We start from the raw sequence: 25582 nt of genomic DNA on the forward strand, positions 1-25582 counted from the left end.
TTAATTGGAGAAAATGATGAAAGTTTGTGTGATTGGTGTTGGTAACATTTTAATGCAAGATGAAGGAGTTGGTCCGAAGGTGGCTGAAATTTTGAGGAATAATTATACATTTCAGCCTGAGATTGAAATAATAGATGGCGGAACTCTTGGACTTGACCTTTTGCCATATATTGAAAAATACAAAAAAATCTTGCTAATTGATGTGGTTGATTTTCAAGAAAATCCAGGCTTTATAAAAATTTTAAAGGGAGAAGAAATTCCGCCTTATCTTAAAACAAAGCTTTCTGTTCATCATGTTGGTGTGCAGGATTTATTAGAGGTGGCAAGATTTATGGGCATAATGCCTGAAGAATTAATACTTGTAGGCATTCAACCAGAAAGCATAGACCTTGGACTTGACCTAACACCTACAATAGCTGGTAGACTAAATTTATTAATTGAAGAAGTCTTAAAAATTCTTGAAAGGTGGGGGATTAAATGTGCCTTGCAGTCCCATCAAAAATAATAGATATTGATGGCTCTATGGCTACTGTTGATGTTATGGGGTTAAGAAAGCAGATAAGCCTTATGCTTTTGCCTGAGGAGCCAAAAATTGGTGATTATGTGCTTGTTCATGCTGGATTTGCAATAAACAGAATGGAACCTGCTGAAGCACAAGAAGCTTTAAAGATTTTTGAAAAAATATTTAAAGACATGGAGGCGCAGGAAAAAAGTTGGCAGACAAGATCTTTGACTACAGAGGACTAAAGTGCCCTCATCCTATTTTGAAGCTTAGTGCCCAGTATCCCAATTTTAAAAAAGGCGAAATAATTGAAGTAATTGCAGATTGTCCCACCTTTGAAAAAGACATAAAAGTTTGGTGCAACAAGCTTTCAAAAACTATCCTTAACATAGAAAAACAAGGAAATACTTTGAAGGTGACAATAAAGATATGACTATGGAGAAGAATCCTTGTCCTTACGGTGATTTTCTTGCGTGTTTAAATAAATCTTGTGAAGGTGGTCAAAAAATCCGCGAAATTTTAAATCTTTGCTGTGCTACTCTTGAAAAAATAGCTCAAGGTGATACATCAGAAAAAATTGAATTAAAAGTAGAGGTATATGAGATCCAATGTCTTATTGATGCTATTAATAATCTCTCTACAGACATAGAAGATTTAATTAATCTTAATCATGAGATGGCATTATCATTGTGCGAATACTTTGATGTTCTTCTCAAGCTTCAAGAAGGTGATTTTTCTGCTACAGCCTCAGAGGACTCTTCAATTAAAATTGTAAAAATGCTCGGAAGCTTGATAAACAAAACAAGAGATAGATTTGTAGAATATATTGAAAAAATAAAAGAACAACACAAAGAAATTGTGCAACTTTATGAACAGCAAAATGCTATTCTCTCTAATATCGGTACAGCAATAATTGTTGTTGAAGAAGACATGACAATTGAGTATACAAACGCTGAATTTGAAGCACTGACTGGTTATTCAAAAGAAGAAATTGAAGGGAAGATGAAGTGGACAGAGTTTTTTGCAGAGGATATGCTTGAGACAATGAAAACATATCATAAATTAAGACGAATTTCTCCTTCCCTTGCTCCAAGACAGTATGAAAGCAAACTGAAAGACAGAAAAGGAAATATTAAGCGCATTCTTTTAACAGTAGGAATGATTCCATATACAAAGAAATCAGTTGCTTCAATAGTAGATATTACTGAAACAAAGAAGATACAGGAACAACTTATTCATGCCCAAAAAATGGAATCACTTGGAATGCTTTCAGGAAGAATTGCCCATGAATTTAAAAATATTCTCACACCAATTTTAGGATTTGCACAAATACTATACAATAAAATTGAAGATGAAACCCTTAAAAACTTCACGCAAAAAATAATTGAATCTGCTGAAAAAGCGAGAAATATGTCTCAACAGCTTCTTGCTTTTAGCAGAAAGGAAGAGGTTGAAGGCATTCAAAAGATCAACTTAAATAAGTATCTCACAGATTTTTCAGAGTTTGTAAAGCCGATAATTGGAAGAGACATTACACTTCAAATTAAAATTCCTGAAGAAGAAATTTTTTATGAAATAAACCCAACACATCTGGAAATAATTCTGATGAATCTTGTTACAAATGCAAGAGATGTTATGCCAAATGGAGGACATCTTAGCATAGGACTTAAAGAATTATCTCTGGATATGGAGTATTACTCTACCCATCCTCTTGTAAAACCTGGCAATTACATTGCTTTGTGCATAAGCGATACGGGAGTAGGAATGGATGAGGAAACAAAACAAAGAATTTTTGAACCATTTTTTACAACAAAACCAAAGGGAAAAGGAACAGGACTTGGACTATCAACTGTTTTTAGCTTAGTAAAACAATACAATGGTCATATCCATGTTTACAGCGAATTGGGCAAAGGAACAACTTTTAAAATATATTTGCCTATTAAAGAAAAAGTTGACTTCTCAAGATTGGACATTTCAGCGTTTAAAGGAAATGAAACAATACTTGTTGTTGATGATGACAGTCAAACAAGGCAGTACGTTTCTTCATTTTTGAAAGATTATGGATACAATGTAATTGAAGCTGAAAATGGTCAGCAGGCTCTTGAGATATTTGAAAAAAATAAGGATAGAATTGACCTTTGTCTCATTGACCTTGTAATGCCGGGAATTCCAGGAATAGAAGTAAGAAAGAGAATAAAATACATTAAACCAGATGCAAAAACAATAATAATGAGTGGATATCCAGTTAATTTAAAGGACATTGTCTCTGTTGAAAAAACTCTTTCACCAGAGGAAATTCTTATAAAAGTAAGAAATATACTTGATGAAAAGGAGTGAGAGGTATGGTTAGGAATGACCGTTGGATTAAGGAGATGGCTAAAAAAGGCATGATTGAGCCCTTTGAAGAGGGGCTTGTAAGAGAAGGAGTAATATCGTATGGAGTAAGCTCCTATGGATATGACATGCGGGTTGCAGATGAATTTAGAATTTTTACTAACATTAACAATACAATAGTTGATCCAAAAAATTTTGACCCAAAAAGCTTTGTTGAATTCAAGGGAGAATACTGCATAATTCCACCTAATTCCTTTGCCCTTGCCCGTTCAGTTGAGTATTTCCGTATCCCAAGAGATGTTCTTGTACTATGTATTGGAAAATCAACCTATGCAAGATGTGGAATTATTGTAAATGTGACACCGCTTGAGCCACAGTGGGAGGGCTATGTGACGATTGAGATATCAAATACAACTCCGCTTCCTGCAAAGATTTATTCAAACGAAGGTATTGCTCAGTTGGTATTTATCAAGGCTGAGGAAGAGTGCGAGGTCTCTTATGCGGACAGAAAAGGTAAATATCAGGCACAGCAAGGAATAGTTTTACCAAAGATATGAGCTTTGACAAAGTTATAATAGCCTTAGATTTTTCAAATGAAGCTGATGCATTGAAAATTGTTGATGATCTCGGTGAATTAGTAAACTTTTACAAAGTAGGACTTGAGCTATTCTGTAGCTCAGGTCCTTCAATTATAAAAAAGCTTAAAAGCCTTGACAAAAAAGTATTTCTTGACCTTAAGCTTCACGACATTCCTAATACTGTCCAAAAAGCTGCAAAAGTTTGTTTAAAATATGATGTTGATTTACTCACTATCCACACCATTGGCGGAAAAAAAATGCTTGAGGCAGTAACGACGCTTAAAAAAGAGACCAATAAAACAAAAATTATTGGAGTAACCATTCTCACAAGTTTAAACGAAGATGATTTGAACGAATTAGGCATTAATGTCAGTATTCCACAGATCGTAAAAAGACTTTCCTTTCTTGCAAAGGATTGCAATCTGGACGGAGTTGTGGCATCTGCCCAAGAAGTAAAATTTATAAAAGAAATTTGCGGGAAAGATTTTTTAGTAATAACTCCCGGTATAAGGCCGCATAATCACTCTAAGGATGACCAGAAAAGAACGGTCACAGCAGATGAGGCTATTGCAATGGGTGCGGATTTTATAGTGGTAGGAAGAGCTGTTACATCTTCCTCCACACCCAAAAAGGCTCTTATGAGCCTTTTTGCACCAAAAGATAAAAATGTGCATTCTGCTTGGAACCAATAGAAATGATTTAGCTAAGTTAATTGAAAAATTTTTATCCGAGGAATTTACAGAGGTCAAAACCAGCCCTATAGATAACTCATTTGTAGATTTGCTTTATAAAACAAATCCCGACATTATTCTTCTTGACATTGTAAATCTGAAAAACTGGCAAAAATTAGTTGAAAATATTTCTTTTGCTCCGTCTATCCGAGAAATTCCTTTAATTGTATTGATTAAAAAAAGAAGTCCCTCAATGATTAAAAAATTGTGCGATGCTGAGGTGTATGATTATGTTCTTGATTCCTTTGATAAGTATGAAATTATTTGGAAGATTAAAAAAGCAAAGCAAACAGTTGAATTAAAGAAAGAGTTTGACAAACTTCTTTCACGAGATCCTTTAACAGGTGTTTATAATAGAAGCTTTTTAATGGAAAGATTGTATGAGGAAATCAGATGGTGCAATTTATATAATGAGCCCCTTTCACTCGCTCTTCTAGATATTGACCACTTTAAAAAAATCAATGATACTTACGGACATTTAACAGGTGACAGAATTCTTATGGAGATATCGCATTATTGCCTGCAGTATTTGCCCAATAAAGTAACATTTGGTAGATATGGAGGCGAGGAGTTTTGCCTTGTTATGCCCTCTACAGATAGGCAAGAGGCAATGGATATTTGTGAAGGATTGCGTCAATTGATTGAAGAAAGTAAGTTTCATTCAATTAAAGGTGAACATATAAAAATCACAGTTAGCATAGGTTTGACGACCTATTTAAAGGATGATCAAGAGGAAATAACAGCTGATTTCTTGATAAACAAAGCAGATATAGCTCTTTATAAAGCAAAACAAGCAGGAAGAAATAGAGTTGTTTTTGAAAATTTTATGGTAGAATAAAATAAAAAAGGAGGCGTGAGAATGAAAGGAGTAGCTTTATTATTAGCATTAGTAATGTTGCTTACAACAGCATGCGGACAACTACAGCAGCAACACTATGAAGGCGCAGGTGCAGGAGCATTGGTTGGTGGAATAGCAGGAGCTTTGTTAGATTCCAAAAATCGCTGGCGTGGTGGAGTAATCGGAGCAGGACTGGGTGCTGTTTTGGGTGCAACAATAGCTGATATTTCAATAAGAGGCTCAAGAGAAGCCTATCAAACTGGTAGACCTGTTGAGTATAGGACTGAAGATGGCAGAGGAGTTTACAGAGCCGAGCCGACAAGCGATTATTATTACAAAGACCCTTATACAAAATGCAGAAAAGTATCAGAAAAAGTCTGGGAAAACGGTAAGGTTATCAAAGACACTGTAAAGGAAGTTTGCGAATCTGAAAAACAGGAAAGAGGATATTAAATTCATAATTGGTGACTCGTGGTTAGTGAAAATACAAAAATAACTGCGAGCCGCCTACTACAGAGATTTACATTCATATATACAAAAAGGGGTAAGCATGAAAGACAGACTAATACAACTGATTTATGAGAAAGCTTTCAAATACAGTGAAACTCCTATATTTCGCCTCACATCAGGTGGAGTAAGCAATTATTACTTTAATTGTAAAGCAGTAACACTTTCTCCTGAAGGCATGTACTTAATCGGAAACATAATCTATGACATGATTGCAAATCTTGATATAAAAGGCATTGGTGGATTAACACTTGGTGCAGACCCAATTGCTTATTCAGTTGCATATACATCATATCTTAAAAACAAACCGATTGAGGCTTTTGTCGTAAGGAAAAAAGCTAAAGAACACGGGACAATGCAGTGGATTGAAGGAAACATTCAAGCAGGCGATTATGTTGTTGTTATAGACGATGTGATAACAACAGGCTCTTCAACTATTCAGGCTATAACGAGACTCAAAGAGGCTGGAATTTTTGTCAGAAAAGTAGTAGTCCTTGTTGACAGACAAGAGGGAGGCAAAGAAAACATACTAAAATTCCTTAAAGAATGCGGATTTCCTGAAGAGCTTGATGCTGTTGTCACAAGAGATGATGTAATGCAACTCTACACCAAGCAAAAATAATATTTGCCACATAACATTTTACTTCTGCCATACTCATAGCTTAGATTTTTTATTATCTAATTTGAGCGATTTTTTATAGGACTTTTTCAGTTCCTATAATGGCGATAGAAAATTAAAAATCCTCCTTTTTCTTAATTGCGAGCGTTTTTCCCTCATTGCAAGGGCACGAAGTGTCCAAATTAATATCAAAAAGTAAATTTACATCAAGACATCTTCCCCAAAAATAGCGATAGAAATCCAATAATTGGTATAACCATTTGAAAATTAAGTATTTTTTGCTGTCATTGCGAGCATCCGAAGGATGCGAAGCAATCTCTACTTTATTTTTCAATAAAGCCTTGTTAGAGACTGCTTCGCCCCAGATTGCCACACTATCGCTCGCAACAGGGGGCTCGCAGTGACGAGTGTCTATCTCTATTTTTCGGTCTTCCCGCAATAACGATTAAGATCGCACAATTTAGATAATCTATATCTTATCATGTCTTATTTATGCTTGGAATATCTCTTTTCAGTTTCTCCTCAAGGATAAATTGAATGTGTAGTTGCTTGCCTTCTATCTCTCTTAGTTTTTTCAACTGCTTGGGTGAGATTTTCCCCTTGATTTTATCACAGATAAAGTTTATACAGAATACATCCCTCGCAAACAGACAGCAACCATCAGATTTAATAAAGTAACATCTGTCAGGAAACTCATGTTTTGAAGGCATTTTCACGCCAAACAAGATATTTATCAACAAAAGTTGGGGTGAATATTTTAACTCTATTCCACTTCCGCAGCAAGATTTGCTCTCTTTTCCACATTTAGCACATATTGCGGACATCCCTGTGCGTTGTCTTTCAATGTCTGCTTCTAATATGTAATTTTTTAGCTCAGCAAGAAGAGTTTCAAATTCTTGAGACAATTTGATTTTTTCAGCCCATTTTTGAGCAGTTTCTATTTTTTCCTTAATAGCTGACATATTTATATGATACAATAAATCATGCTTGCAATACAGAGACTTGAGGACGATGTAAAAAAGGGACTTACAAGTCAGCTTTATTTCTGTTATTCCAATGATGGATTTCTTTTGTCAGAGGCTGTAAAGCTTATTCGTGCTCATTTTCCTCCGATTTCCATTGAAACCTATGAGTCTTTGGAAGAAATAGACATTGCAACTCTTACATCTGCTACCTCATTATTTGCAGAAAGAAGGATTTTGCTTATTTACAATTTTGAGAAAATTAGAAAGAAAGACAAAAGAATAGAATGGCTAAAAAAAATTGTTGAAAAAAAAGCTTCCCATATAACTGTGTTTTTTTTATGCAATGCTGAGGCAAAGGAGCTCGCAGAGGATATCAATTTTCTTAAAGGACACTTCCGTTTTGGCATTTTTCCTCTTGATATTCAGGAAAGAGACCTTCATGAATGGATTATTTACAAGGCTTCAAAAAGTGGATTAAAACTCAGAAGGGATGCAATTGATTACTTAATTGACCTTACAGCAGGTCAGCCGGGATTGATTTCTTCGGAGGTAGAGAAAATATCACTGCTTGTCAACCAGTCAGAAATAGGAATTTCAGATATAAAAGAGATACTCGCAGAAAATGCAGAATACAGCTCCTTTGACCTGATTGATGCGATTCAAAGCAAAGACAAAGGCAAAGCATTTAAAATACTTCAGAGCTTGCAAAATACAGAGTCGGACATGATTTTGGGTGCTTTGAACTGGCATTTCACTTATAGAGCCAAAGCAGACTTAAAACTCTACAGCCTGCTTTACAAGGCAAATCTTTCCTTAAGGCAAGCAAAGCCCTGTGTGCTTGATGTGCTTGTTTATGAACTGATGCAGGATTAGATTGTTTTGATAAGTAAAGACAAGGCAGTGAAAACAAATACAGTGATACTTATGTATCCATTCATATTAAAAAATGCTATATCAAGCTTGGAAATGTCATCAGGCTTTACAAGTGAATGTTCTCTGATAAACAAGATTGCCACAATAGCCATACCAATCCAGTAAAAGACATTAAGATTGAATATAATTCCTGTGACTATCAGAAGACTCCATGCAATAAAATGAAAGATCCGTGATAAATAAATTGCGTTTCTTATTCCAAGCCTGCTGGGGATTGAGTAAATTCCAAATTTTCTATCAAATTCAACATCCCATAAGGCATAGAGAGTGTCAAATCCAGCAAGCCAGAATACAACAGTTAAAACCATCGGAACGATTTCCCAGTCAAAACTGCCTCTTATTGCAATCCAAGCTCCAAGAGGAGCAAGTGAAAGGGCTATGCCTAATACAAAATGGCAAAGCAGTGTAAATCTTTTTGTGTAAGAATATATGAACAGAATAAGTATTGCTAAAGGAGATAGCTTAAAACATAATGGATTAAGTGCCCAAGCAGAATAAACAAATATTGCAAGGCATATAACTGTAAACAAAACAGCTTCCCAGAGTTTTATTTTTCCAGAGGGTATTTCCCTGTTTGCGGTTCTTGGGTTTTTAGCATCTATTTCTCTGTCAATTATTCTATTAAAACCAAAAGCAGCTGCCCTTGCAGTAACTATCGCAATAACTATCCAGAAAATTTTTTCCAATTCAGGAAAACCATTTGCAGCCAGAAATGCTCCTGCAAGCCCGAAGGGAAGCGCAAAAACACTGTGTTCAATCTTTATCATCCGCAGATATAAAACTGCCTTGTTTAAAATTGACATAACAGAGTATTTTAACACACAAATTCAAAATTTAACCTTATTTTTAACACACCGAAAATAGCAATAGACACTCGTCACTGCGAGCCCCTCGATGTGGCGAAGCAGTCTCTAATTGGTGATTCGTGGATGGTGGTTGGTGATAAGTGATTGGTGGATGGTGCATGGTGAACACCTTTATCTCATTGCAAGAGGTTTCCTCTCCCTGTCATTGCGACTCCGAGCGTAGCGAAGCAATCTCGTTTTTCTATTCCAAATAAAAAAGAGAGATCACTTCGGCTTGCCTCGCAAGCCTCGTGATGACGGTAAAAGGGGGCATTGCGAGAAGTCCGAAGAAGGCTGTGTCGCAATCTCCCAATTCTCTTAAATCAGTCTGCTTTGTGCAAAAATTTTGTAGAATTTTCAATGTGTTTTGAAAAGCCTTGAGGAGAAAAATCTGACCAAAAGGGGTTATGACACAGCCACCGAAGGAATGCAAAGCAATCTAAAAAGAACAAGATTACCTCGGGACAGAGCTCCCTAATAACGCTTGAGAATTGGACAATTTGAAATTATTCTGTAACTGTTTGATTTAATAGATTTTTTTATTTAAACTAAGATAGCTCTTGACAAATTTTGCAAAAAATGCTAAAAAGATATAGCACATTAAAATATAACTATATCCAAAAGGAGGTTTTAAAATGGCAAAGATAGGGGTGTATGTATGCCATTGTGGTGAGAACATTGCGGGGGCTGTGAACATTGACGAAGTAGCCAAGTATGCCGCAACCCTTCCAGATGTGGTAGTTGTCAGAAACTATCTCTTTATGTGTTCTGATCCAGGACAGGATATCATTAAGCAGGATATTAAAAATGGCGTAGTTGACAGAGTAGTTGTTGCAGCATGTACACCAAGAACACATGAACCAATTTTTAGAGATGCTGTTGAGGCAGCTGGGCTAAACCGTTATTTTCTTGAGATGGCAAATATAAGAGACCAAGACAGCTGGGCTCACTGGCATGACAAAACAGGTGCTACAGAAAAAGCAAAAAGATTAATAAGAAGTGCCGTTGCAAAAGTAAGATACGCAGAGCCCCTTGAGGACCGTTATGGAGAAATGGAAAAGTCCGTAATGGTCATTGGTGGTGGTGTGGCGGGAATGTTTGCAGCATTAGATTTGGCAAACATGGGATTAAAAGTATATCTTGTTGAGAGACAGCCATCAATTGGCGGAATGATGATTAAGCTTGATAAAACCTTCCCAACAATGGATTGTTCAGCATGTATTCTTACCCCTAAAATGGTTGAGGTTGCCCAGCATCCTAACATAGAACTTATGACATACTGCGAAGTTGATGCAGTAAAAGGATATGTAGGTAATTTTGATATTACAGTCAAGAGAAAGGCAAGATATATTGATTGGGATAAATGTACAGGATGTGGAGTATGTACTCAGATTTGCCCTTCAAGAGTTCCGAATGAATATAACTATAAAATGGATCAGAGAAGGGCAGCATACATTGAGTTTCCGCAAGCAGTTCCAAAGAAAGCAGTAATTGACAGACCAAATTGTTTATATTTCAAATCAATGGAAAAGAGTGGAAAACCTGCATGTCAAATTTGTGAAAAAGGTATTCCACCAAAGGGAATTCAAGGATGTCCAGCAGGTGCAATAAAATTTGACGATAAAGATGAATACATTAACTTAAAGGTTGGTGCTGTTATTATAGCCACAGGATACAAGGTTATGGAAAAAACTCACTTCAAGGAATACTCCCCTCATTCACCTGATGTTGTTACTGCAATGGAATTTGAGAGAATTCTTTCAGCAACAGGACCAACTGAGGGTGAGTTGAAGAGACCATCAGATGGAACAAAACCAAAAACTATTGCATTTATCTCTTGCGTTGGTAGCAGAGATGAAAGATATCATACATATTGTTCCAAAGTCTGCTGTATGTATATGCTTAAGCACGCAAGAATTCTCAAAGAGAAATATCCTGACATAAAGCTCTATCTATTCTTCATTGACGTAAGGACTGCTGGTAAGGATTTTGAAGAGTTCTATGTTTATACAAGAGAGCTTGGTGCAAAGATAATAAGAGGTGGAAGAGTATCAGCAGTTGATGTCAAGCCTAATGGAAAGCTTAGGGTTAGAGGATTTGATGTTGACCTTTGCTCGCCTGTAGAGCTTGAGGCTGACATGGTTGTTTTGGCAACAGCTATTGAGCCACCTGCAGGAACTGAGGAACTCGGAAGACTATTTGCTGCTACATGTGGAAGAGAAGGTTTCTTAAGAGAGGTTCATACAAAACTTTATCCTGTTGAAACTGCAGCCAAGGGAGTATTTTTAGCAGGATGTGTTCAGGGACCAAAGGATATTCCTGAATCAATTGCCCAATCCCGTGCAGCAGCATCTGCAGCAGCTGCATTAGTCATTCCCGGAAAAATCAAATTTGAGGCAATTATATCAGAGGTTGACAGAGAAAAATGCAGTTCCTGTGGAGTATGTGTACCACTTTGTCCATATGGTGCAATCAGACTTGAGGAATACAAAGGCAAAGAAAAGGCATATATTGAGCCAGCTCTTTGTGCTGGTTGCGGAGTATGCGCAACTGCTTGCCCATCTCGTGCAATTACATTCCATGGCTTTACAACAGAGCAGGTTATGGCACAAATTGAAGCATTAACAGAGGCTTAAAATAAAATAAGGAGGAAAAAATGGAAGAGGTCACCGTAAATGTAATTGACCTAACACAAGGTGATGAGAGTTTTGTAAAAGAATTAAAAGAATTAGGTGCAGAAGAACTTAAAGAGTGTATTCAGTGTGGAAAGTGTGCTTCAACATGTCCAATGGCTTTATCTGGTTTAGAGTTTTTCATTAAAAGAATAATCCATGCAGCAAACTTGGGTTTAAGAGATATTCTACTTGAGGACTCTTCAGTTTGGGGATGTCAGTCCTGTAATAGATGTGTAGAAGTTTGCCCAATGGATGTAGTTCCCTATGAAGTTATTCAGGCAGTAAGAAGGGCTGCCATGAGGGTTGAATCATGTCCTGCAAATACATATGAGGGTTTGAGAAATCTTTATAGATTTGGACATGCGGTATTTCCAAAGGGATTTGAGGAGAGAAGAAAGAAAGCAGGACTTCCTGAAAAACCACCAACAGCGTTAAGCAATGAGGAATTATTAAAGAAATACAGGGAGGTCTTAAAACAGACCGTCCTTGAAGAAATAGCACCATTCCCGCTTGATTAGGAGGACAGAAATGAAGAAAATAGGATTTTTTCTTGGATGTAATATACCTTTTAACAGACCAGATGTAGAGTATTCAGCAAGATATATGCTGAATGAATTGGGAGTTGAAGTTGTAGAGCTTGAAGGTGCCACATGCTGTCCTGCATATGGAACCATGCCATCCCTTGATATTGTAGGATGGGCAGCAGCTTCTGCATGGAATTTAGCAATTGCAGAAGAAAAAGGCGTTGATACTATTACAGGATGCGGTTCATGTTATGGTTCAATAAATGAAGCTAAGTATTACATGGAAAAACATCCAGAGATTAAGCAGAAGGTAAACGAAATACTTGGAAAAGTCGGGAAGAAATACGAAGGAAAAGCAACCCACTGGAATTTTATAAATTACCTTCATGACGAGATAGGACTTGATGCTCTCAAATCAAAAATAAAATATCCTCTTAATGGATTAGTTGTGGCTTTGCAGACAGGATGCCACAATCTTTGGCCCAGTAGAGCCTTTCATCACAATGAAGAGAATGTATTTTTCCCTAAAAAACTAGAGGAAATTGTTGAGGCAGCTGGTGGTTCAGCTCCCCATTACAGCACCTTGACAGACTGTTGTGGAATGGGAGCTTTAAGGTCAAATGCACCTGAAAAATCTCTTGCTTTATTTAAGAAAAAGCTTGATGTAATTAAAGAAGAGCTGAATCCTGATGTATGTGTTACAGGTTGTAGTTCCTGTTTACTTCAGTTTGATGCAGGACAAGCTTTGCTCGCAGAGCAGAAAAAGATTAATTACACAATACCTGCTCTTCACATTGTTCAACTTCTTGCAATTGCAATGGGTGCAGATGTTGAAAAAGCTACTGCAATGGCATCAATTCCTTTGAATGGAGTAATAACAAAAATAAAAGGAGGTAATTAGAAATGGCATGGGAGCCAAGAATTATTGTTATTGCCTGTCAATGGTGTACCTATCAGGGGGCTGATTTGGCAGGTAGTTTAAGGTATTCTTATCCTCCTACAATTCATATTATAAGAGTACCATGTAGTGGACGGGTTGAACCCGAGTTTATTGCTGAAGCCCTCAGAAGAGGGGCAGATGGTGTATTTATTGGCGGATGCCACTTTGGTGATTGCCATTATAAAGAGGGCAACTACAAAGCAATCAGAAGATTTAAACTTTTCAAGAGATTAGCAACAGACCTCGGTGTTGAACCAGATAGAATTCAGCTTGAATGGATATCAGGAAGTGAGGGAAAGAGATTTTCCGAGGCTATGACTGAATTTGATGCAAAAATAAGAGAACTCGGACCAAATCCTTTGAAAGGAGGGGCACAATGAGCAAACCTAAACTTGCATTTTATTTAGCTGGTGGTTGCGGTGGATGTGATATGTCAATTGTGGATCTATCAGAAGCATTGGTTGATGTAGCTACAGTATTAGATATTGTCTTCTGGGCACCAACAGTGGCTGATGCAAAATATAAAGACCTTGAGGCAATGCCCTCTGGTTCAATAGATGTCGGACTTTTCAGTGGTAATGTGAGAAACTCAGAACATGAACACATTGCAAAGGTTCTAAGAGATAAATGTAAAGTTCTTATAGCCTTTGGTATATGTGCAGCTTGTGGCGGAATCAAAGGACTTGTTAATTTACATACAACCGAGCAACTTCTTGATACAGCATATATTAATACATTTAGCACTGATAATCCTGACAAAGTTCTTCCACAGGTAAGCTATGTTGACAATGGTAAATATGATTTAACACTTCCTGCACTTATGGATGCAAGGAAGCTTGACGATGTTGTTCCTGTTGACTTTTATGTTGGAGGATGCCCACCTCATCATACACATGTCGCAAAGGCAGTGAATGCAATTTTAACAGGGCAACTTCCACCTGCTGGTTCTTGGATTACAATGGGTAAGGCTGTATGTGAAGTATGTGATAAAAATCCTGTTTTGCAAGGTAAACCCAAAAAACTTGCAAATACAGTTAAGAGAATATATGAAGGAAATCCCGATCCCAATACCTGTTTGCTGGAGCAGGGATATTTATGTCTCGGTCCAGTAACTCAGGGTGACTGCGGCTCAAAATGTCCATCTGTAGACATTCCTTGCAGAGGTTGTGGAGGTCCAATACCAGGAGTTAAAGATTATGGTTTAAGAGCAGTTAGTGCTATTGCAAGCATGCTTGAAAATGAAGAACTTGTTGATAAGATACCTGATCCTGTTCATCTCTTTTATAGATACACATTGCCAAGTTCTTTCTTGGGCAAAAAATTAAAGAGATAAAATGAGTTTGAAAGATATAATAAGAAAAATAACCCAGAAGGGGGGAAAGGGAATGAAGAAAATAGAAATTAATCCGATGACAAGGCTTGAGGGCCACGGAAAAATTACAATCTTCCTTGATGAACAAGGAAATGTTGAAAACGCATATCTTCAAACTGTAGAGTTCATGGGATACGAAAGATTCCTCAGGGGAATGCCCATAGAGGAAGTTCCAAGAACAGTATCAACAATTTGTGGTGTTTGTAGAGGTGTTCATTTTACAGCCTCAATGAAGGCAAGCGATGGTGTTTTTGGAGTTGAACCAACTCCAACAGCAAAAAAACTTAGAGACATATTTTTTAATGCCCATATGGTTGAAGACCATACTGCAATCCTTTATGCGCTTGGTTTTCCTGATTTTGTATGCGGACCCACAGCACCACCGGCGGAGAGAAATCTTGTTGGCTTAATTATGAAGGTAGGTGCTGATGTTGGAAAGCTTGTTTTGAAGAAAAGAGCAGGTGCTGTAAAGATATTTGAAATGCTCGGTGGTAGACCAATACATCCTGTGGCAGCAGTTCCCGGTGGTTGGTCAAAGGCTATAACAGAGGAGCAGAGAAAAGAAATTCTTGCTATAGCAGATGACCTGATAGAGCTTGGTAAACTTACTCTTGATGTATTTGATAAGGTCGTTCTTCAGAACAAGGCATATGTAGATTTAGTTCTCTCAGATGCTTATAAGGTGGTTGTAAATTATCTTGGCGGTGTTGATGAGAATGGTAAGATAACTTATTATGATCCAAAAGAAGAGGTTTTCGTTGATACTAAGGGAAATGAGATAGCTCGTTTCAGAGGTAAGGAATATCTTGACCACATTGCAGAAAGAACACTTCCATGGAGTTACTTGAAAGCTCCATATATTAAAAAATTTGGCTGGAAGGGCATTGTAGATGGTGATGGTACAAGCCTCTACAGCGTCGGACCTCTTGCCAGATTTAACGTAGGTAATGGATTCCCAACGCCTCTTGCTCAGGAAGCATATGAGAAAATGCTTAATACCTTTGGAGGAAAACCTGTTCACAACATTATGGCTTATCATTGGGCAAGAGCAATTGAGTTACTGAGTGCCGCAGAGAACATTAAGGCACTTGCATCAGATGAAAGCATTACTGATCCTAATGTTCGTCAGGAACTCACTCAAGTAGTTGGTGAAGGAGTTGGAATAGTTGAGGTCCCAAGAGGAACTCTTATTCACCATTACAAAACTGACGAAAATGCTATTGTAACAGAGGCAAATCTTATTGTTGCTACTACTCACAACAAGGGAGCAATTAATGTGGCAATCAGAAAGGCTGCTCAGTACTTCATAAAAGGTGGAAAGGTAGATGAGGGTATACTCAATATGGTTGAAATGGCTTACAGACCTTATGACCTTTGCTTTGCTTGCGCTACACATACATTGCCAGGAAGAACTCCTATTGAACTTAATATTTACTCCCACGATGGCGAATTGATAAAGAGCCTTAGAAATTATGAAATAGCCTAAAAATATCCTTCCTTTTTACTGCGGGGGATTCACTTCCCCCGCAAAATTTTTATTAATCTGATTTTCAGAGAGGGGAGATGAAAACTATTGTTATTGGGATAGGTAATCCCAATTTTAAGGATGATGGAGTTGGACTCAAGATAGTTGAAGCATTTGAGAATAAAGTGCCAACCATTAAATTATTAAACATAAGTTTTGAACTAATTGACTCTATGTTAGGCTATGACAGAGCAATAATTGTGGATGGAGTTAAAACTGGAAGAGAACCGGGAAGTATTCTTGAATTTACTTCTGACTATTGGGAAAAAGTCTATGCAAGTGGAACTCACAGTTTATCAATCTTTGAGCTTATAAGAATTGGCTATTCCGTTTATCCCGATGAAATGCCAAAGGATATAAAAATTATTGGAGTTGAAGTAGAAGATGTTGAAACCCTAAGCAGAGAATGTAGTCCTTCTGTGGAGGCTGCAATTCCAGAGGCAGTTTCAAGGATAAAGAACTACTTAGGGATTGATTAATTTTAGTGCAAAATAACCAAGGACAAAGGCAAGGGAAGGGGTAATTAAAAAGTTAATTGCAATTTTTCTTAAAAGTCCGAATTTTACTGTCCTGATTCCCTTTGTCATTCCAACACCGCTTATTCCGCCTATTATGCAATAAGTCGTTGATATTGGCATTCCAAGAAATGTGAAAAAAAGCACGCATCCACCTGCTCCAAACTGGGCAGCAAAACCTGAGAAAGGGTCTAATGTAGTTATTCCTTTCCCTACTGTTTCAATAACTCTGTGACTGAGCAACATTGCACCTGAGAATACCATAATTGAGGCAATAGAAAATAATATAACTTTATTTACTTCCATGCCAGAATGCATTACAGGACCTAAAACTGTAGCAAGTTCGTTTGCACCAGTATTGTAAGAAATCAAGCCTGCGCTTAATAGTAGAAATGCTCTTAAAAGTCTTTCAATCTGGAAGAATGGAAACCTTGATACCGTTTTTTCAAGAATCTTGTATAAAAAGAACGAAAAGCCCATAGCAATAAAAGGTGAAATTATCCATGAAATTATAATTTTTATGATAGAAGAGATATTGATTGCGCTATCGCAGGCAACAGAGGCTCCAACAAGACTGCCTATAATAACCTGATGAGTAGAAAGCGGAAGTCGTCGCCAGTTAGAGACGATTATTAGTATTGCTGATATGGTTAAGGCAATGATGATTATTGTAGAATTGACATCTACAATGTTTTTCCCGACAGTTTTCATTACTTTTTGTCCCTGAAGAAAAATGCCCAAGAAAACAAGTACACCAAATAAAAAAATTGCTCGTCTTAATCTTATTATTCCTGAACCTATGCAGATTCCAAGTGCATTTGATGCATCATTTGAACCTATTCCAAAGGCAATAAGAAAACTTGCCAGTATTGCTATTTCAATCATTTCCGTTCATTTCTCCTGACACTAACCAGTCAATATTATCTAAGGCTTACTTCAATGATGTATAAGTAATCGCTTGCGTCTTCTATTAAATCGCTAAGTTTTGTTAAATAATCAACAAAATCAGTTATAATTTTTCCGTCCCAGTAGTTTTTAATATCAATTTTTCTTAACTTTTCAATGATATCAAATTTCAGGTCATCAACTTGCTTTTCGTATATTCTTATAGCAAGATTTTTTTCCTTTAAATCACCCTTGCTTATCAGAGTATCAAAAGCTAAAGAGAGAAGTTCACACATATCTGAGTTGATTTTTGCGATTTTTAGGCATTCAGGTTCAATGAGTTTGTAAGTATCAGTATTCACATATCTATATTCAAAGGCTGCGTCTTCAAGATTATCAAAGGCTTCATCAACAATTTCTACAAATCTGCAAATATTTGGTCTTACAAAGGGTAGAAAAGCTCCTTGATGAATTGTTGAAATAATATCTCTTCTTATAGAATCAGCCTTTCTTTCCAAGTCTGCAACGCAAAAAGTGCTTTCTTTTTCACCAGTAGAGATAGCATGTCTAAAGCATTCAGTAGCTGAGCAGAGAATTTTGATGTGTGTTTTGATATTTTCAATTACTTTCTTTTCTAATTTGCCACCGGCAAAAATTTTATCAAACATCTTACTGTCTCCTTGCCCTTGCTATCAATGAAGCAGATAGCACATCTAAAAGGGAAACAACTCCAATGATTTCTTTGCCCTCATGAACAAATACCCTTGCAATGTTGAATTTGTCCATAAGCTTAATTAGGTGCTCAAGTTCTGTTTCCTTGTCTATACTAATTACAGGCTTTGATGCAATCTCTTCTATTTTTATTTTATGTGGATCCATGTTTTTTGCAATTACCTTATAAACTATGTCACGCACAGTGATTACTCCATATACATCTTTATCATCCTTTGGAAGAACTATTAAAGACCGCATCCTTCTGTCAACAAGTTTTTCTATTGCATCATACACAGTTGCATCAGGGCTTATTGTTTCAAGTTTAGTATTCATAATGTCCTTTACCTTTGTTCTCATTATAAACCTCCTCAATTTTTTGAAAGTATTATACTATTTTTGTAACTGTTGAAAAAAATTAGCATTTTAAATAATAATATTAATTAGAGTTTGGCTGCATAAGATTATATTTTGTAATGACTTCCAAACTTTTTTGAGCGGCCTCCAATTAATTGAGTGAGTGAACTCTTTAAATTAATTTTATAAAGCAAAAAAATTGCGATAACAAATGATACTTTTTTAATCGTTGTTTACAGAAAAGTTGTTAGATTACTTGACATAATTTAATATTTTTGATAAACTAAAAAGTCTTGGCTATTTAAATGTTAAAATTTTGTTAAAATATAAATTAGCACATTTTGCGAGGTGAAAAGGTGCCAACAATTGCACAATTAGTAAAAAAAGGCAGAGAGAAGGTTGAAAAGAAGACTAAGTCACCTGCATTGCAATCATGCCCTCAAAGAAGAGGAGTATGCGTAAGAGTTTATACAACAACACCAAAGAAGCCGAATTCTGCTTTAAGAAAGGTTGCAAAAGTAAGGCTTACAAACGGTGTAGAGGTTATTGCCTATATACCGGGCGAAGGACACAACTTACAGGAGCATTCTATTGTTCTTGTGAGAGGCGGAAGAGTTAAGGATTTGCCGGGTGTGAGATATCATATTGTCAGAGGCACACTTGATTGTGCTGGTGTCAACAACAGAAGAAAAAGCCGTTCAAAATACGGCACAAAGAGACCAAAATAAATTAGGAGCAAGGAGATGCCAAGAAGAGGTTATATTCCAAAAAGGGAGGTTTTGCCAGATCCGTTATATCATAGCAAGCTCGTATCTAAATTGATAAATGTAATAATGCAGGATGGTAAAAAGTCAACAAGCGAAAGAATTGTTTACGGAGCATTTGAAATAATTAGAGAGAAGACAGGGCAAGACCCACTTAAAATTTTTAAGCAGGCAATAGAAAATATTAAACCTATTCTTGAAGTTAGGCCAAGAAGAGTTGGAGGAGCTACTTATCAAGTTCCAATGGAAGTAAGACCAAACAGAAGATTAAGCCTTGCATTAAGATGGCTTAAAACATATTCAAGACAGCGTAAAGAAAAAACAATGAGAGAAAGATTGGCAGCTGAAATATTGGATGCCTACAACAATGTAGGTGCTTGTATCAAAAAGAGAGAAGAAACTCACAAGATGGCAGAAGCCAACAGAGCCTTCGCTCATTATAGATGGTAAGCATATAAATTTTTAAAAGAATAATTAGAGGAGGAGATGAGTAGGTTTCCATTAGAAAAGACAAGAAACATTGGTATTATGGCTCATATTGACGCCGGAAAAACTACAACTACTGAGCGCATTCTTTATTACACCGGTGTTACATATAAAATTGGTGAAGTTCACGAAGGCACAGCAGTAATGGACTGGATGCCACAGGAGCAGGAGCGTGGAATCACAATCACAGCAGCTTCTACAAGTTGTGAATGGAATGGATACAAAATTAACATCATAGATACACCCGGTCATGTTGATTTCACAATTGAAGTTGAGCGTTCATTGAGAGTTCTTGATGGTGCAATAGCAGTTTTTGATGCCTCAGCTGGCGTTGAGCCTCAGAGTGAAACTGTTTGGAGACAGGCAGACAAATACAGAGTCCCAAGAATTGCATTTATGAATAAGATGGATAAGCTCGGAGCAGATTTTGAAATGGCTGTTGAAAGCATGATTGAAAAACTTGGAGCTAACCCTGTTCCAGTTCAGATACCTATTGGAAAAGAGGACACTTTCAGAGGTCCTATAGACCTTGTTGAAATGAAAGCCTATTATTTTGATGATGAAACTCTTGGTGCAAAATTTGTTGAGGCTGAAATACCTGAAGAATATATTGAGCAAGCCAAAAAATATAGAGAAAAAATGATAGAGGCTTTGTGCGATGTTGATGATGCGATAATGGAGAAGTATCTTGCAGGAGAAGAAATAACAGTAGATGAAATAAGAAAAGCTTTGAGAAAAGGAACTGTGGAGCTGAAGCTGACACCTGTATTATGTGGCTCAGCTTTTAAGAATAAAGGTATACAGTTGCTTTTAGATGCAATAGTTTATTATTTGCCATCACCACTTGATGTTCCTCCGGTTAAGGGTAAAAATCCATTGACCGATGAGGAGATTGAAAGGAAGCCTTCAGAAAATGAGCCACTGACAGCATTGGCTTTTAAAATTATGGCTGACCCATACATGGGAAGCTTGACTTATGTAAGGGTATATTCAGGAGTATTGAGCTCAGGTTCTTATGTTTATAATTCTACGAGAAATATAAAAGAGAGAGTAGCAAGAATTTTCAGAATGCATGCAAATCATAGAGAAGAAATAAAAGAAATATGCGCTGGTGATATAGCAGCTATTGTAGGTTTGAAAAATACACTTACAGGAGACACTCTGTGTGACGAGGCAAACCCTATAATTCTTGAAGCAATAGAGTTTCCAGAGCCTGTTATTTCAGTTGCAATTGAGCCAAAAACAAAGGCAGATCAAGAAAAACTTTCTCTTTCATTGCAGAAAATATCCCAAGAAGACCCATCATTTAGGGTTACATTTAATGAAGAAACTGGTCAGACACTTATTTCTGGAATGGGAGAGCTTCATCTTGAAATAATTGTAGATAGATTAACAAGAGAGTTTAAGGTTGGTGCTAATGTCGGCAAGCCTCAGGTTGCCTATAAGGAGACAATTAAAGGAGCTGCAAAGGCAGAAGGTAAATTTATTAGGCAAACTGGTGGTAGAGGTCAGTATGGACATGTTTGGTTAGAAGTAGAAGCCTTAGAGAGAGGAAAGGGCTTTGAATTTGTAAATAAAATAGTTGGCGGAATAATTCCGAGGGAATTCATACCAGCGGTTGAAAAGGGAGTTATAGAGGCTATGGAAGGTGGTGTTCTTGCTGGATATCCTTTGGTTGATGTAAGGGTAACGCTTTTTGATGGTTCATATCATGAGGTTGACTCTTCAGAGATGGCATTTAAAATTGCTGCATCAATGGCATTGAAGGATGCTTGTAAAAAGGCAGGATTAGTGCTATTGGAGCCAATAATGGATGTTGAAGTTGTTGTGCCTGAGGAATATATGGGTGAAGTAATAGGTGATTTAAATTCAAGGCGTGGAAAAGTTCAGTCAATGGAGAAAAGGGGTAAGGCTCAAGTCATAAGAGCATATGTTCCATTGGCTGAAATGTTTGGATACGCAACAGATTTAAGGTCAAAAACTCAGGGTAGAGGTACATACACGATGCAGTTCTCTCACTATGATGAAGTTCCAAAGAATATTGCGGATCAGATTGTTTCAAAGATAAAAGGAAATGCAAAATAAAAGTTTAAAGAGAATAAGGAGGAAGTGATGGCAAAGGCAAAATTTGAGAGAAAGAAGCCGCATGTAAACGTAGGGACGATAGGGCACATTGACCATGGAAAGACCACATTGACAGCAGCGATAACCAAGTATCTGAACTTGAAGGGAATGGCGCAGTTCAAGAGTTATGACCAGATAGACAATGCACCTGAGGAGAAGGCAAGGGGAATAACAATCAACACAGCGCATGTAGAATATGAGACAGACAAGAGGCATTATGCACATGTAGACTGTCCTGGTCATGCGGACTACATAAAGAACATGATAACAGGTGCGGCGCAGATGGATGGCTCAATCTTAGTAGTAGCAGCCAATGATGGACCGATGCCACAGACGAGGGAGCATATCTTGCTTGCAAGGCAGGTAGGAGTGCCATACATAGTAGTATTTATGAACAAGACAGACATGGTAGATGACCCTGAGCTATTGGACTTAGTAGAGCTTGAAGTAAGGGAGCTGTTGAGCAAGTATGGATTTCCTGGGGATGAGGTACCGGTAATAAGGGGTTCAGCATTGAAGGCATTGGAGAGTGGAAGCAATGATCCGAATGCAGAGGAATACAAGCCTATACAGGAGTTACTTGATGCATTAGACAGCTATATACCAGAGCCCGAGAGGCCGATAGACAAGCCATTTTTGATGCCGATAGAGGATGTATTTAGCATATCAGGACGTGGAACAGTAGTGACAGGGAGAGTAGAGAGGGGAATCATAAAGGTAGGAGATGAAGTAGAGATAGTGGGATTAGGACCGACGAGGAAGACAGTAGCCACAGGAGTGGAGATGTTCAGGAAGATACTTGATGAGGGAAGGGCAGGAGACAACATAGGAGTATTGTTGAGGGGAATAGGCAAGGATGAAGTAGAGAGAGGAATGGTATTGGCGAAGCCGGGGAGTATCACACCGCATACTAAGTTTAAGGCAGAGGTATACGTATTGACGAAGGAAGAGGGAGGAAGGCACACACCATTTTTCAATGGGTATAGGCCACAGTTTTACTTTAGGACAACAGATGTGACAGGAGTGATAAAGTTACCTGAAGGAGTGGAGATGGTAATGCCTGGAGATAATGTAAACATGTCAGTTGAACTGATAGCACCTATAGCGATGGAAGAGGGATTAAGGTTTGCGATAAGAGAAGGTGGAAGAACTGTAGGTGCAGGTGTAGTTACTCAGATAGTGGAGTAGGAGATGAATCAAAAAATTAGAATAAAATTGAAAGCATACGACAATAGAGTTCTTGATCAGTCAGTAAAGGAAATAGTTGATACTGTTAAAAGGACAGGTGCCAGAATATCTGGTCCTGTTCCTTTACCAACTAAAATAAGCAGATATACAGTTTTAAGGTCAACTAACCAAGATAAAAAATCAAGAGAGCAGTTTGAAATTAGAGTGCATAAAAGATTAATTGATATACATGATCCCACCCCCGAGACAGTAGAAGCTCTTATGAAGTTAGAGCTTTCTGCAGGGGTAGATGTGGAGATAAAGCTATGATGAAGGGAATTATAGGAAGAAAAGTCGGAATGACACAAATTTTTGGTGAAGATGGCAGGATTATTCCTGTTACAGTTATTGAAGCAGGTCCTTGCTGGGTTGTTCAGGTAAGGACAAAAGAAAAGGATGGCTATAATGCTGTCCAGCTTGGGTTTTTAGAGGTCAAGAAAGAGAAAAACATTACAAAGCCTTTGATTGGAATATTTAAGAAGGCAGGAGTTCCTGTTTGCAGAATTCTCAAAGAGTTCAAAATGGAAGGGTATAATGTGGGAGATAAGGTTACAGTAGAGATATTTTCAAAGGGTGATATTGTTCATGTTTCAGGAATTTCAAAAGGTAAGGGTTTTCAGGGCGTTATGAAAAGGCATAGATTTGCAGGAGGTCCAGATAGTCACGGTTCTATGTTTAACAGAGCCCCCGGTTCTATAGGTGCAAGCTCTTTCCCTTCAAGGGTGTGGAAAGGCAAGGGAATGGCTGGACACATGGGTAATGAAAGGGTTACTGTGAAAAACTTAGAAATAGTTGAAATTATTCCGGAGCAGAATATAATCCTTGTAAAAGGTGCTGTTCCGGGAGGAGAAAACGGAATACTTGAGATATGGAAGGTAGAGGCATGATGGAGATAGAAATCAGAGATATCAACAACAACATAGTTGGCAAAAAAGAAGTACCAGATATAGTCTTTAATAACGATGCATCTGACTCTGTTGTTCATAGCGCTGTTGTAGCATATATGGCAAATCAGAGGCAGGGTACTCATGCGACAAAAACAAGAGCTATGGTATCTGGTGGTGGCAGAAAGCCATGGAGACAAAAGCACACAGGAAGGGCAAGGCATGGAAGCATAAGGTCGCCATTGTGGAGAAAGGGTGGAATTGTTTTTGGACCTCAGCCCAGAGATTATTATATAAAATTGCCAAAGCAGATGAAGGATACTGCTTTATTTAAGGCATTGACCCTTAAATACAAAGACAATGAAATAATTTTGTTGGATAAAATTGAGCTTACTCAACCAAAGACTAAAGACATGGTTGGTATTTTAAAAAATTTAGAACTCGCTGAGAAGTCAGTGCTTTTTGTGTTGCCTGATAAGGATGAAAACATTCTTCTGTCTGCAAGGAATATCCCCTATGTGGGAGTTGTAAGGGCAGGAGATTTAAATGCTTATCATGTATCGCTTTTTGATAAAGTAGTATTTACAGTTTCAGGGCTTGACGCACTATTAAAAGTGAAGGGGGTAGTCTCCTGATGGATATTTTTGAAGTAATAAGAAGACCATTATTTACAGAAAAGGCTATGAATCTTAAGGAGGGTGAAAACAAGATAGTTGTAGAAGTTCACCCTGATGCAAATAAGACTCAAATTAAGAAAGCCTTTGAAGAATGTTTTAAGGTAAAGGTTGAAAAGGTTGCGGTGATAAATGTTAAGCCTCGCACTAAAAGAGTTGGATGGCATTATACAAAGACAGAGAAATCTAAAAAGGCTGTAATAACCCTGAAGCCAGGGGAAAAATTAGATCTAATAGAGGGTGTATAATGGGAATAAGAAGATGCAAGCCAACATCAGCCGGTAGGAGATTTGTTACATATTCTGATTTTAGCGAGATTACAACAGATAAGCCCTATGAGCCTCTTACAAAATGCATAAAAAAGAGAAAAGGTAGAAATAATCAAGGAAGAGTTACCTCATGGCTCAAGGGTGGTGGCAACAGGAAATTATACAGAATAATTGATTTTAAAAGAGATAAATATGGTATTCCAGCTAAAATTGTAAGCATAGAGTATGACCCTAATCGTTCAGCAAGAATAGCGCTTCTTAAATATCTTGATGGCGAATACAGATATATACTTGCACCTGATGGCTTACAAGTTGGAGATACATTAATGAGTGGTCCGGGCGCTGACATAAAGGTTGGTAATGCTTTACCCCTTAGAGATATACCACTTGGAACAATGATTCACAATATTGAGCTTCAACCAAAGGGTGGAGGTAAACTTGTAAGAAGTGCTGGAACAGCTGCACAGCTTATGGCAAAGGAAGGAAGATACGCTACAATTAAGCTTCCTTCAGGAGAAATGAGGCTTGTACTTCTTGATTGTATGGCAACAATTGGTCAGGTTAGCAACTTAGACCATGAAAATATAATCATTGGAAAAGCAGGAAGAATGAGACATATGGGAAGAAGACCTTCTGTTAGAGGTGTTGCTATGAACCCTATTGATCATCCACTCGGAGGCGGAGAAGGTAGATCTTCCGGTGGTAGGCCTGCTTGCTCACCATGGGGTAAACCAGAAGGCGTTAAGACCAGAAAAAATAAGAAAACTGACAAATACATTGTAAAGCGCCGTAAATAGG

General features: G+C 37.5%; 32 protein-coding genes. 26 read left to right on the top strand and 6 right to left on the bottom strand.

Annotation, left to right across the window (positions count from 1 at the left end; genetic code table 11):
• Window positions 1-13 precede the first annotated feature (13 nt).
• From ACYQ3P_RS08975 to pyrE, 9 genes are all read left to right on the top strand, one after another.
• Entirely contained in the window at window positions 14-505 is a 492-nt protein-coding gene (locus tag ACYQ3P_RS08975) for a HyaD/HybD family hydrogenase maturation endopeptidase (protein ID WP_460177559.1), read from the top strand.
• On the top strand, window positions 478-747 hold the full coding sequence (locus ACYQ3P_RS08980) for a HypC/HybG/HupF family hydrogenase formation chaperone (protein ID WP_460177560.1): 270 nt from the start codon (window positions 478-480) through the stop codon (window positions 745-747). Before ACYQ3P_RS08975 ends, ACYQ3P_RS08980 begins: the two co-directional genes overlap by 28 nt.
• Window positions 714-935, top strand: coding sequence for a sulfurtransferase TusA family protein (locus ACYQ3P_RS08985; RefSeq protein ID WP_460177561.1), 222 nt, complete (start codon window positions 714-716; stop codon window positions 933-935). The genes ACYQ3P_RS08980 and ACYQ3P_RS08985 overlap by 34 nt, the downstream gene beginning before the upstream one ends.
• Entirely contained in the window at window positions 932-2839 is a 1908-nt protein-coding gene (locus ACYQ3P_RS08990; protein WP_460177562.1) for a two-component system sensor histidine kinase NtrB, read from the top strand. Before ACYQ3P_RS08985 ends, ACYQ3P_RS08990 begins: the two co-directional genes overlap by 4 nt.
• Window positions 2840-2844: 5 nt before the next feature.
• Window positions 2845-3393: a dCTP deaminase gene (gene dcd / locus ACYQ3P_RS08995; protein ID WP_460177563.1), complete on the top strand. Its 549-nt coding sequence runs from the start codon at window positions 2845-2847 to the stop codon at window positions 3391-3393.
• Complete coding sequence (pyrF, locus tag ACYQ3P_RS09000) at window positions 3390-4106, top strand: orotidine-5'-phosphate decarboxylase (RefSeq protein ID WP_460177564.1); 717 nt, start codon at window positions 3390-3392, stop codon at window positions 4104-4106. The genes dcd and pyrF overlap by 4 nt, the downstream gene beginning before the upstream one ends.
• Window positions 4081-4983, top strand: a complete 903-nt coding sequence (locus tag ACYQ3P_RS09005) for a diguanylate cyclase (RefSeq protein WP_460177565.1) — start codon at window positions 4081-4083, stop codon at window positions 4981-4983. The genes pyrF and ACYQ3P_RS09005 overlap by 26 nt, the downstream gene beginning before the upstream one ends.
• 21 nt (window positions 4984-5004) lie before the next feature.
• Window positions 5005-5436, top strand: a complete 432-nt coding sequence (locus ACYQ3P_RS09010) for a YMGG-like glycine zipper-containing protein (protein WP_460177566.1) — start codon at window positions 5005-5007, stop codon at window positions 5434-5436.
• Window positions 5437-5533: 97 nt separating this feature from the next.
• A complete protein-coding gene (gene pyrE, locus ACYQ3P_RS09015) occupies window positions 5534-6112 on the top strand; it encodes an orotate phosphoribosyltransferase (RefSeq protein WP_460177567.1) in 579 nt (192 codons plus the stop codon).
• 112 nt (window positions 6113-6224) lie between these two features.
• On the opposite strand, the gene ACYQ3P_RS09020 is transcribed toward pyrE, so the two are convergent.
• On the bottom strand, window positions 6225-6482 hold the full coding sequence (locus ACYQ3P_RS09020; RefSeq protein ID WP_460177568.1) for a hypothetical protein: 258 nt from the start codon (window positions 6480-6482) through the stop codon (window positions 6225-6227).
• Between the two features lie 106 nt (window positions 6483-6588).
• The gene (locus tag ACYQ3P_RS09025) at window positions 6589-7071 is read right to left on the bottom strand and encodes a hypothetical protein (protein WP_460177569.1); all 483 of its coding nucleotides are present in this window, start codon (window positions 7069-7071) and stop codon (window positions 6589-6591) included.
• A 21-nt stretch (window positions 7072-7092) separates the two neighbouring features.
• Between ACYQ3P_RS09025 and holA the strand changes: the two genes are divergently transcribed.
• Window positions 7093-7947: a DNA polymerase III subunit delta gene (gene holA, locus ACYQ3P_RS09030; protein ID WP_460177570.1), complete on the top strand. Its 855-nt coding sequence runs from the start codon at window positions 7093-7095 to the stop codon at window positions 7945-7947.
• Here holA and ACYQ3P_RS09035 read toward each other — a convergent pair.
• Entirely contained in the window at window positions 7944-8810 is an 867-nt protein-coding gene (locus tag ACYQ3P_RS09035; protein ID WP_460177571.1) for a UbiA-like polyprenyltransferase, read from the bottom strand. The genes holA and ACYQ3P_RS09035 overlap by 4 nt on opposite strands.
• Window positions 8811-9487: 677 nt before the next feature.
• Here ACYQ3P_RS09035 and ACYQ3P_RS09040 point away from each other — a divergent pair.
• The 7 genes from ACYQ3P_RS09040 (at window position 9488) to ACYQ3P_RS09070 (ending at window position 16367) form a co-directional block, all read left to right on the top strand.
• On the top strand, window positions 9488-11488 hold the full coding sequence (locus ACYQ3P_RS09040; RefSeq protein ID WP_460177572.1) for a 4Fe-4S binding protein: 2001 nt from the start codon (window positions 9488-9490) through the stop codon (window positions 11486-11488).
• A gap of 20 nt (window positions 11489-11508) precedes the next feature.
• Window positions 11509-12045 carry a 4Fe-4S dicluster domain-containing protein gene (locus ACYQ3P_RS09045; RefSeq protein WP_460177573.1) on the top strand — a complete coding sequence of 179 codons (537 nt, stop codon included), beginning with the start codon at window positions 11509-11511 and terminating at the stop codon, window positions 12043-12045.
• Between the two features lie 10 nt (window positions 12046-12055).
• The gene (locus ACYQ3P_RS09050) at window positions 12056-12952 is read left to right on the top strand and encodes a CoB--CoM heterodisulfide reductase iron-sulfur subunit B family protein (protein ID WP_460177574.1); all 897 of its coding nucleotides are present in this window, start codon (window positions 12056-12058) and stop codon (window positions 12950-12952) included.
• 2 nt (window positions 12953-12954) lie between these two features.
• Window positions 12955-13371, top strand: a complete 417-nt coding sequence (locus ACYQ3P_RS09055) for a hydrogenase iron-sulfur subunit (protein WP_460177575.1) — start codon at window positions 12955-12957, stop codon at window positions 13369-13371.
• A complete protein-coding gene (locus ACYQ3P_RS09060; RefSeq protein ID WP_460177576.1) occupies window positions 13368-14324 on the top strand; it encodes an NADH-quinone oxidoreductase subunit B family protein in 957 nt (318 codons plus the stop codon). Before ACYQ3P_RS09055 ends, ACYQ3P_RS09060 begins: the two co-directional genes overlap by 4 nt.
• 52 nt (window positions 14325-14376) lie before the next feature.
• Window positions 14377-15849 carry a Ni/Fe hydrogenase subunit alpha gene (locus ACYQ3P_RS09065; RefSeq protein WP_460178071.1) on the top strand — a complete coding sequence of 491 codons (1473 nt, stop codon included), beginning with the start codon at window positions 14377-14379 and terminating at the stop codon, window positions 15847-15849.
• 77 nt (window positions 15850-15926) lie between these two features.
• Window positions 15927-16367, top strand: coding sequence for a hydrogenase maturation protease (locus tag ACYQ3P_RS09070; RefSeq protein ID WP_460177577.1), 441 nt, complete (start codon window positions 15927-15929; stop codon window positions 16365-16367).
• Here ACYQ3P_RS09070 and ACYQ3P_RS09075 read toward each other — a convergent pair.
• Genes ACYQ3P_RS09075 through ACYQ3P_RS09085 form a run of 3 tightly spaced genes read right to left on the bottom strand, consistent with a single transcriptional unit; the run spans window position 16353 to window position 18359 of the window.
• Window positions 16353-17288 carry an inorganic phosphate transporter gene (locus ACYQ3P_RS09075; RefSeq protein WP_460177578.1) on the bottom strand — a complete coding sequence of 312 codons (936 nt, stop codon included), beginning with the start codon at window positions 17286-17288 and terminating at the stop codon, window positions 16353-16355. The two genes, ACYQ3P_RS09070 and ACYQ3P_RS09075, sit on opposite strands and share 15 nt — an antisense overlap.
• Before the next feature lie 35 nt (window positions 17289-17323).
• Window positions 17324-17956 carry a TIGR00153 family protein gene (locus ACYQ3P_RS09080; protein WP_460177579.1) on the bottom strand — a complete coding sequence of 211 codons (633 nt, stop codon included), beginning with the start codon at window positions 17954-17956 and terminating at the stop codon, window positions 17324-17326.
• 1 nt (window position 17957) lies between these two features.
• A complete protein-coding gene (locus tag ACYQ3P_RS09085; RefSeq protein ID WP_460177580.1) occupies window positions 17958-18359 on the bottom strand; it encodes a CBS domain-containing protein in 402 nt (133 codons plus the stop codon).
• Window positions 18360-18712: 353 nt separating this feature from the next.
• Here ACYQ3P_RS09085 and rpsL point away from each other — a divergent pair, with 353 nt between their 5' ends.
• From rpsL to rplB, 9 genes are read left to right on the top strand one after another with little or no spacing between them, the layout of a single operon-like run.
• The gene (rpsL, locus tag ACYQ3P_RS09090) at window positions 18713-19084 is read left to right on the top strand and encodes a 30S ribosomal protein S12 (RefSeq protein ID WP_297211337.1); all 372 of its coding nucleotides are present in this window, start codon (window positions 18713-18715) and stop codon (window positions 19082-19084) included.
• A gap of 15 nt (window positions 19085-19099) precedes the next feature.
• Window positions 19100-19570 (top strand): 30S ribosomal protein S7, encoded by a 471-nt coding sequence (gene rpsG / locus ACYQ3P_RS09095; RefSeq protein ID WP_460177581.1) that lies wholly within the window; start codon window positions 19100-19102, stop codon window positions 19568-19570.
• 36 nt (window positions 19571-19606) lie between these two features.
• Entirely contained in the window at window positions 19607-21691 is a 2085-nt protein-coding gene (gene fusA, locus ACYQ3P_RS09100) for an elongation factor G (RefSeq protein WP_460177582.1), read from the top strand.
• Between the two features lie 27 nt (window positions 21692-21718).
• The gene (gene tuf, locus ACYQ3P_RS09105; RefSeq protein ID WP_460177583.1) at window positions 21719-22918 is read left to right on the top strand and encodes an elongation factor Tu; all 1200 of its coding nucleotides are present in this window, start codon (window positions 21719-21721) and stop codon (window positions 22916-22918) included.
• A 3-nt stretch (window positions 22919-22921) separates the two neighbouring features.
• Complete coding sequence (gene rpsJ / locus ACYQ3P_RS09110) at window positions 22922-23227, top strand: 30S ribosomal protein S10 (RefSeq protein WP_460177584.1); 306 nt, start codon at window positions 22922-22924, stop codon at window positions 23225-23227.
• The gene (gene rplC / locus ACYQ3P_RS09115; RefSeq protein ID WP_460178072.1) at window positions 23227-23844 is read left to right on the top strand and encodes a 50S ribosomal protein L3; all 618 of its coding nucleotides are present in this window, start codon (window positions 23227-23229) and stop codon (window positions 23842-23844) included. Before rpsJ ends, rplC begins: the two co-directional genes overlap by 1 nt.
• Window positions 23841-24476, top strand: a complete 636-nt coding sequence (gene rplD / locus ACYQ3P_RS09120) for a 50S ribosomal protein L4 (RefSeq protein WP_460177585.1) — start codon at window positions 23841-23843, stop codon at window positions 24474-24476. Before rplC ends, rplD begins: the two co-directional genes overlap by 4 nt.
• The gene (gene rplW, locus ACYQ3P_RS09125) at window positions 24476-24763 is read left to right on the top strand and encodes a 50S ribosomal protein L23 (protein ID WP_460177586.1); all 288 of its coding nucleotides are present in this window, start codon (window positions 24476-24478) and stop codon (window positions 24761-24763) included. The genes rplD and rplW overlap by 1 nt, the downstream gene beginning before the upstream one ends.
• Window positions 24763-25581 (top strand): 50S ribosomal protein L2, encoded by an 819-nt coding sequence (rplB, locus tag ACYQ3P_RS09130; protein WP_460177587.1) that lies wholly within the window; start codon window positions 24763-24765, stop codon window positions 25579-25581. The genes rplW and rplB overlap by 1 nt, the downstream gene beginning before the upstream one ends.
• The last annotated feature ends 1 nt before the right edge of the window (window position 25582 follow it).

It is taken from the genome of Thermodesulfovibrio hydrogeniphilus (assembly GCF_054657355.1).

Coding starts and splice junctions, on each gene's coding strand:
- ACYQ3P_RS08975 (WP_460177559.1), top strand. CDS start 14: ATGATGAAAGTTTGTGTGATTGGTGTTGGTAACATTTTAATGCAAGAT.
- ACYQ3P_RS08980 (WP_460177560.1), top strand. CDS start 478: ATGTGCCTTGCAGTCCCATCAAAAATAATAGATATTGATGGCTCTATG.
- ACYQ3P_RS08990 (WP_460177562.1), top strand. CDS start 932: ATGACTATGGAGAAGAATCCTTGTCCTTACGGTGATTTTCTTGCGTGT.
- dcd (WP_460177563.1), top strand. CDS start 2,845: ATGGTTAGGAATGACCGTTGGATTAAGGAGATGGCTAAAAAAGGCATG.
- pyrF (WP_460177564.1), top strand. CDS start 3,390: ATGAGCTTTGACAAAGTTATAATAGCCTTAGATTTTTCAAATGAAGCT.
- ACYQ3P_RS09005 (WP_460177565.1), top strand. CDS start 4,081: ATGTGCATTCTGCTTGGAACCAATAGAAATGATTTAGCTAAGTTAATT.
- ACYQ3P_RS09010 (WP_460177566.1), top strand. CDS start 5,005: ATGAAAGGAGTAGCTTTATTATTAGCATTAGTAATGTTGCTTACAACA.
- pyrE (WP_460177567.1), top strand. CDS start 5,534: ATGAAAGACAGACTAATACAACTGATTTATGAGAAAGCTTTCAAATAC.
- ACYQ3P_RS09025 (WP_460177569.1), bottom strand. CDS start 7,071: ATGTCAGCTATTAAGGAAAAAATAGAAACTGCTCAAAAATGGGCTGAA.
- holA (WP_460177570.1), top strand. CDS start 7,093: ATGCTTGCAATACAGAGACTTGAGGACGATGTAAAAAAGGGACTTACA.
- ACYQ3P_RS09035 (WP_460177571.1), bottom strand. CDS start 8,810: ATGTCAATTTTAAACAAGGCAGTTTTATATCTGCGGATGATAAAGATT.
- ACYQ3P_RS09040 (WP_460177572.1), top strand. CDS start 9,488: ATGGCAAAGATAGGGGTGTATGTATGCCATTGTGGTGAGAACATTGCG.
- ACYQ3P_RS09045 (WP_460177573.1), top strand. CDS start 11,509: ATGGAAGAGGTCACCGTAAATGTAATTGACCTAACACAAGGTGATGAG.
- ACYQ3P_RS09050 (WP_460177574.1), top strand. CDS start 12,056: ATGAAGAAAATAGGATTTTTTCTTGGATGTAATATACCTTTTAACAGA.
- ACYQ3P_RS09055 (WP_460177575.1), top strand. CDS start 12,955: ATGGCATGGGAGCCAAGAATTATTGTTATTGCCTGTCAATGGTGTACC.
- ACYQ3P_RS09060 (WP_460177576.1), top strand. CDS start 13,368: ATGAGCAAACCTAAACTTGCATTTTATTTAGCTGGTGGTTGCGGTGGA.
- ACYQ3P_RS09065 (WP_460178071.1), top strand. CDS start 14,377: ATGAAGAAAATAGAAATTAATCCGATGACAAGGCTTGAGGGCCACGGA.
- ACYQ3P_RS09070 (WP_460177577.1), top strand. CDS start 15,927: ATGAAAACTATTGTTATTGGGATAGGTAATCCCAATTTTAAGGATGAT.
- ACYQ3P_RS09075 (WP_460177578.1), bottom strand. CDS start 17,288: ATGATTGAAATAGCAATACTGGCAAGTTTTCTTATTGCCTTTGGAATA.
- ACYQ3P_RS09080 (WP_460177579.1), bottom strand. CDS start 17,956: ATGTTTGATAAAATTTTTGCCGGTGGCAAATTAGAAAAGAAAGTAATT.
- ACYQ3P_RS09085 (WP_460177580.1), bottom strand. CDS start 18,359: ATGAGAACAAAGGTAAAGGACATTATGAATACTAAACTTGAAACAATA.
- rpsG (WP_460177581.1), top strand. CDS start 19,100: ATGCCAAGAAGAGGTTATATTCCAAAAAGGGAGGTTTTGCCAGATCCG.
- fusA (WP_460177582.1), top strand. CDS start 19,607: ATGAGTAGGTTTCCATTAGAAAAGACAAGAAACATTGGTATTATGGCT.
- tuf (WP_460177583.1), top strand. CDS start 21,719: ATGGCAAAGGCAAAATTTGAGAGAAAGAAGCCGCATGTAAACGTAGGG.
- rpsJ (WP_460177584.1), top strand. CDS start 22,922: ATGAATCAAAAAATTAGAATAAAATTGAAAGCATACGACAATAGAGTT.
- rplC (WP_460178072.1), top strand. CDS start 23,227: ATGAAGGGAATTATAGGAAGAAAAGTCGGAATGACACAAATTTTTGGT.
- rplD (WP_460177585.1), top strand. CDS start 23,841: ATGATGGAGATAGAAATCAGAGATATCAACAACAACATAGTTGGCAAA.
- rplW (WP_460177586.1), top strand. CDS start 24,476: ATGGATATTTTTGAAGTAATAAGAAGACCATTATTTACAGAAAAGGCT.
- rplB (WP_460177587.1), top strand. CDS start 24,763: ATGGGAATAAGAAGATGCAAGCCAACATCAGCCGGTAGGAGATTTGTT.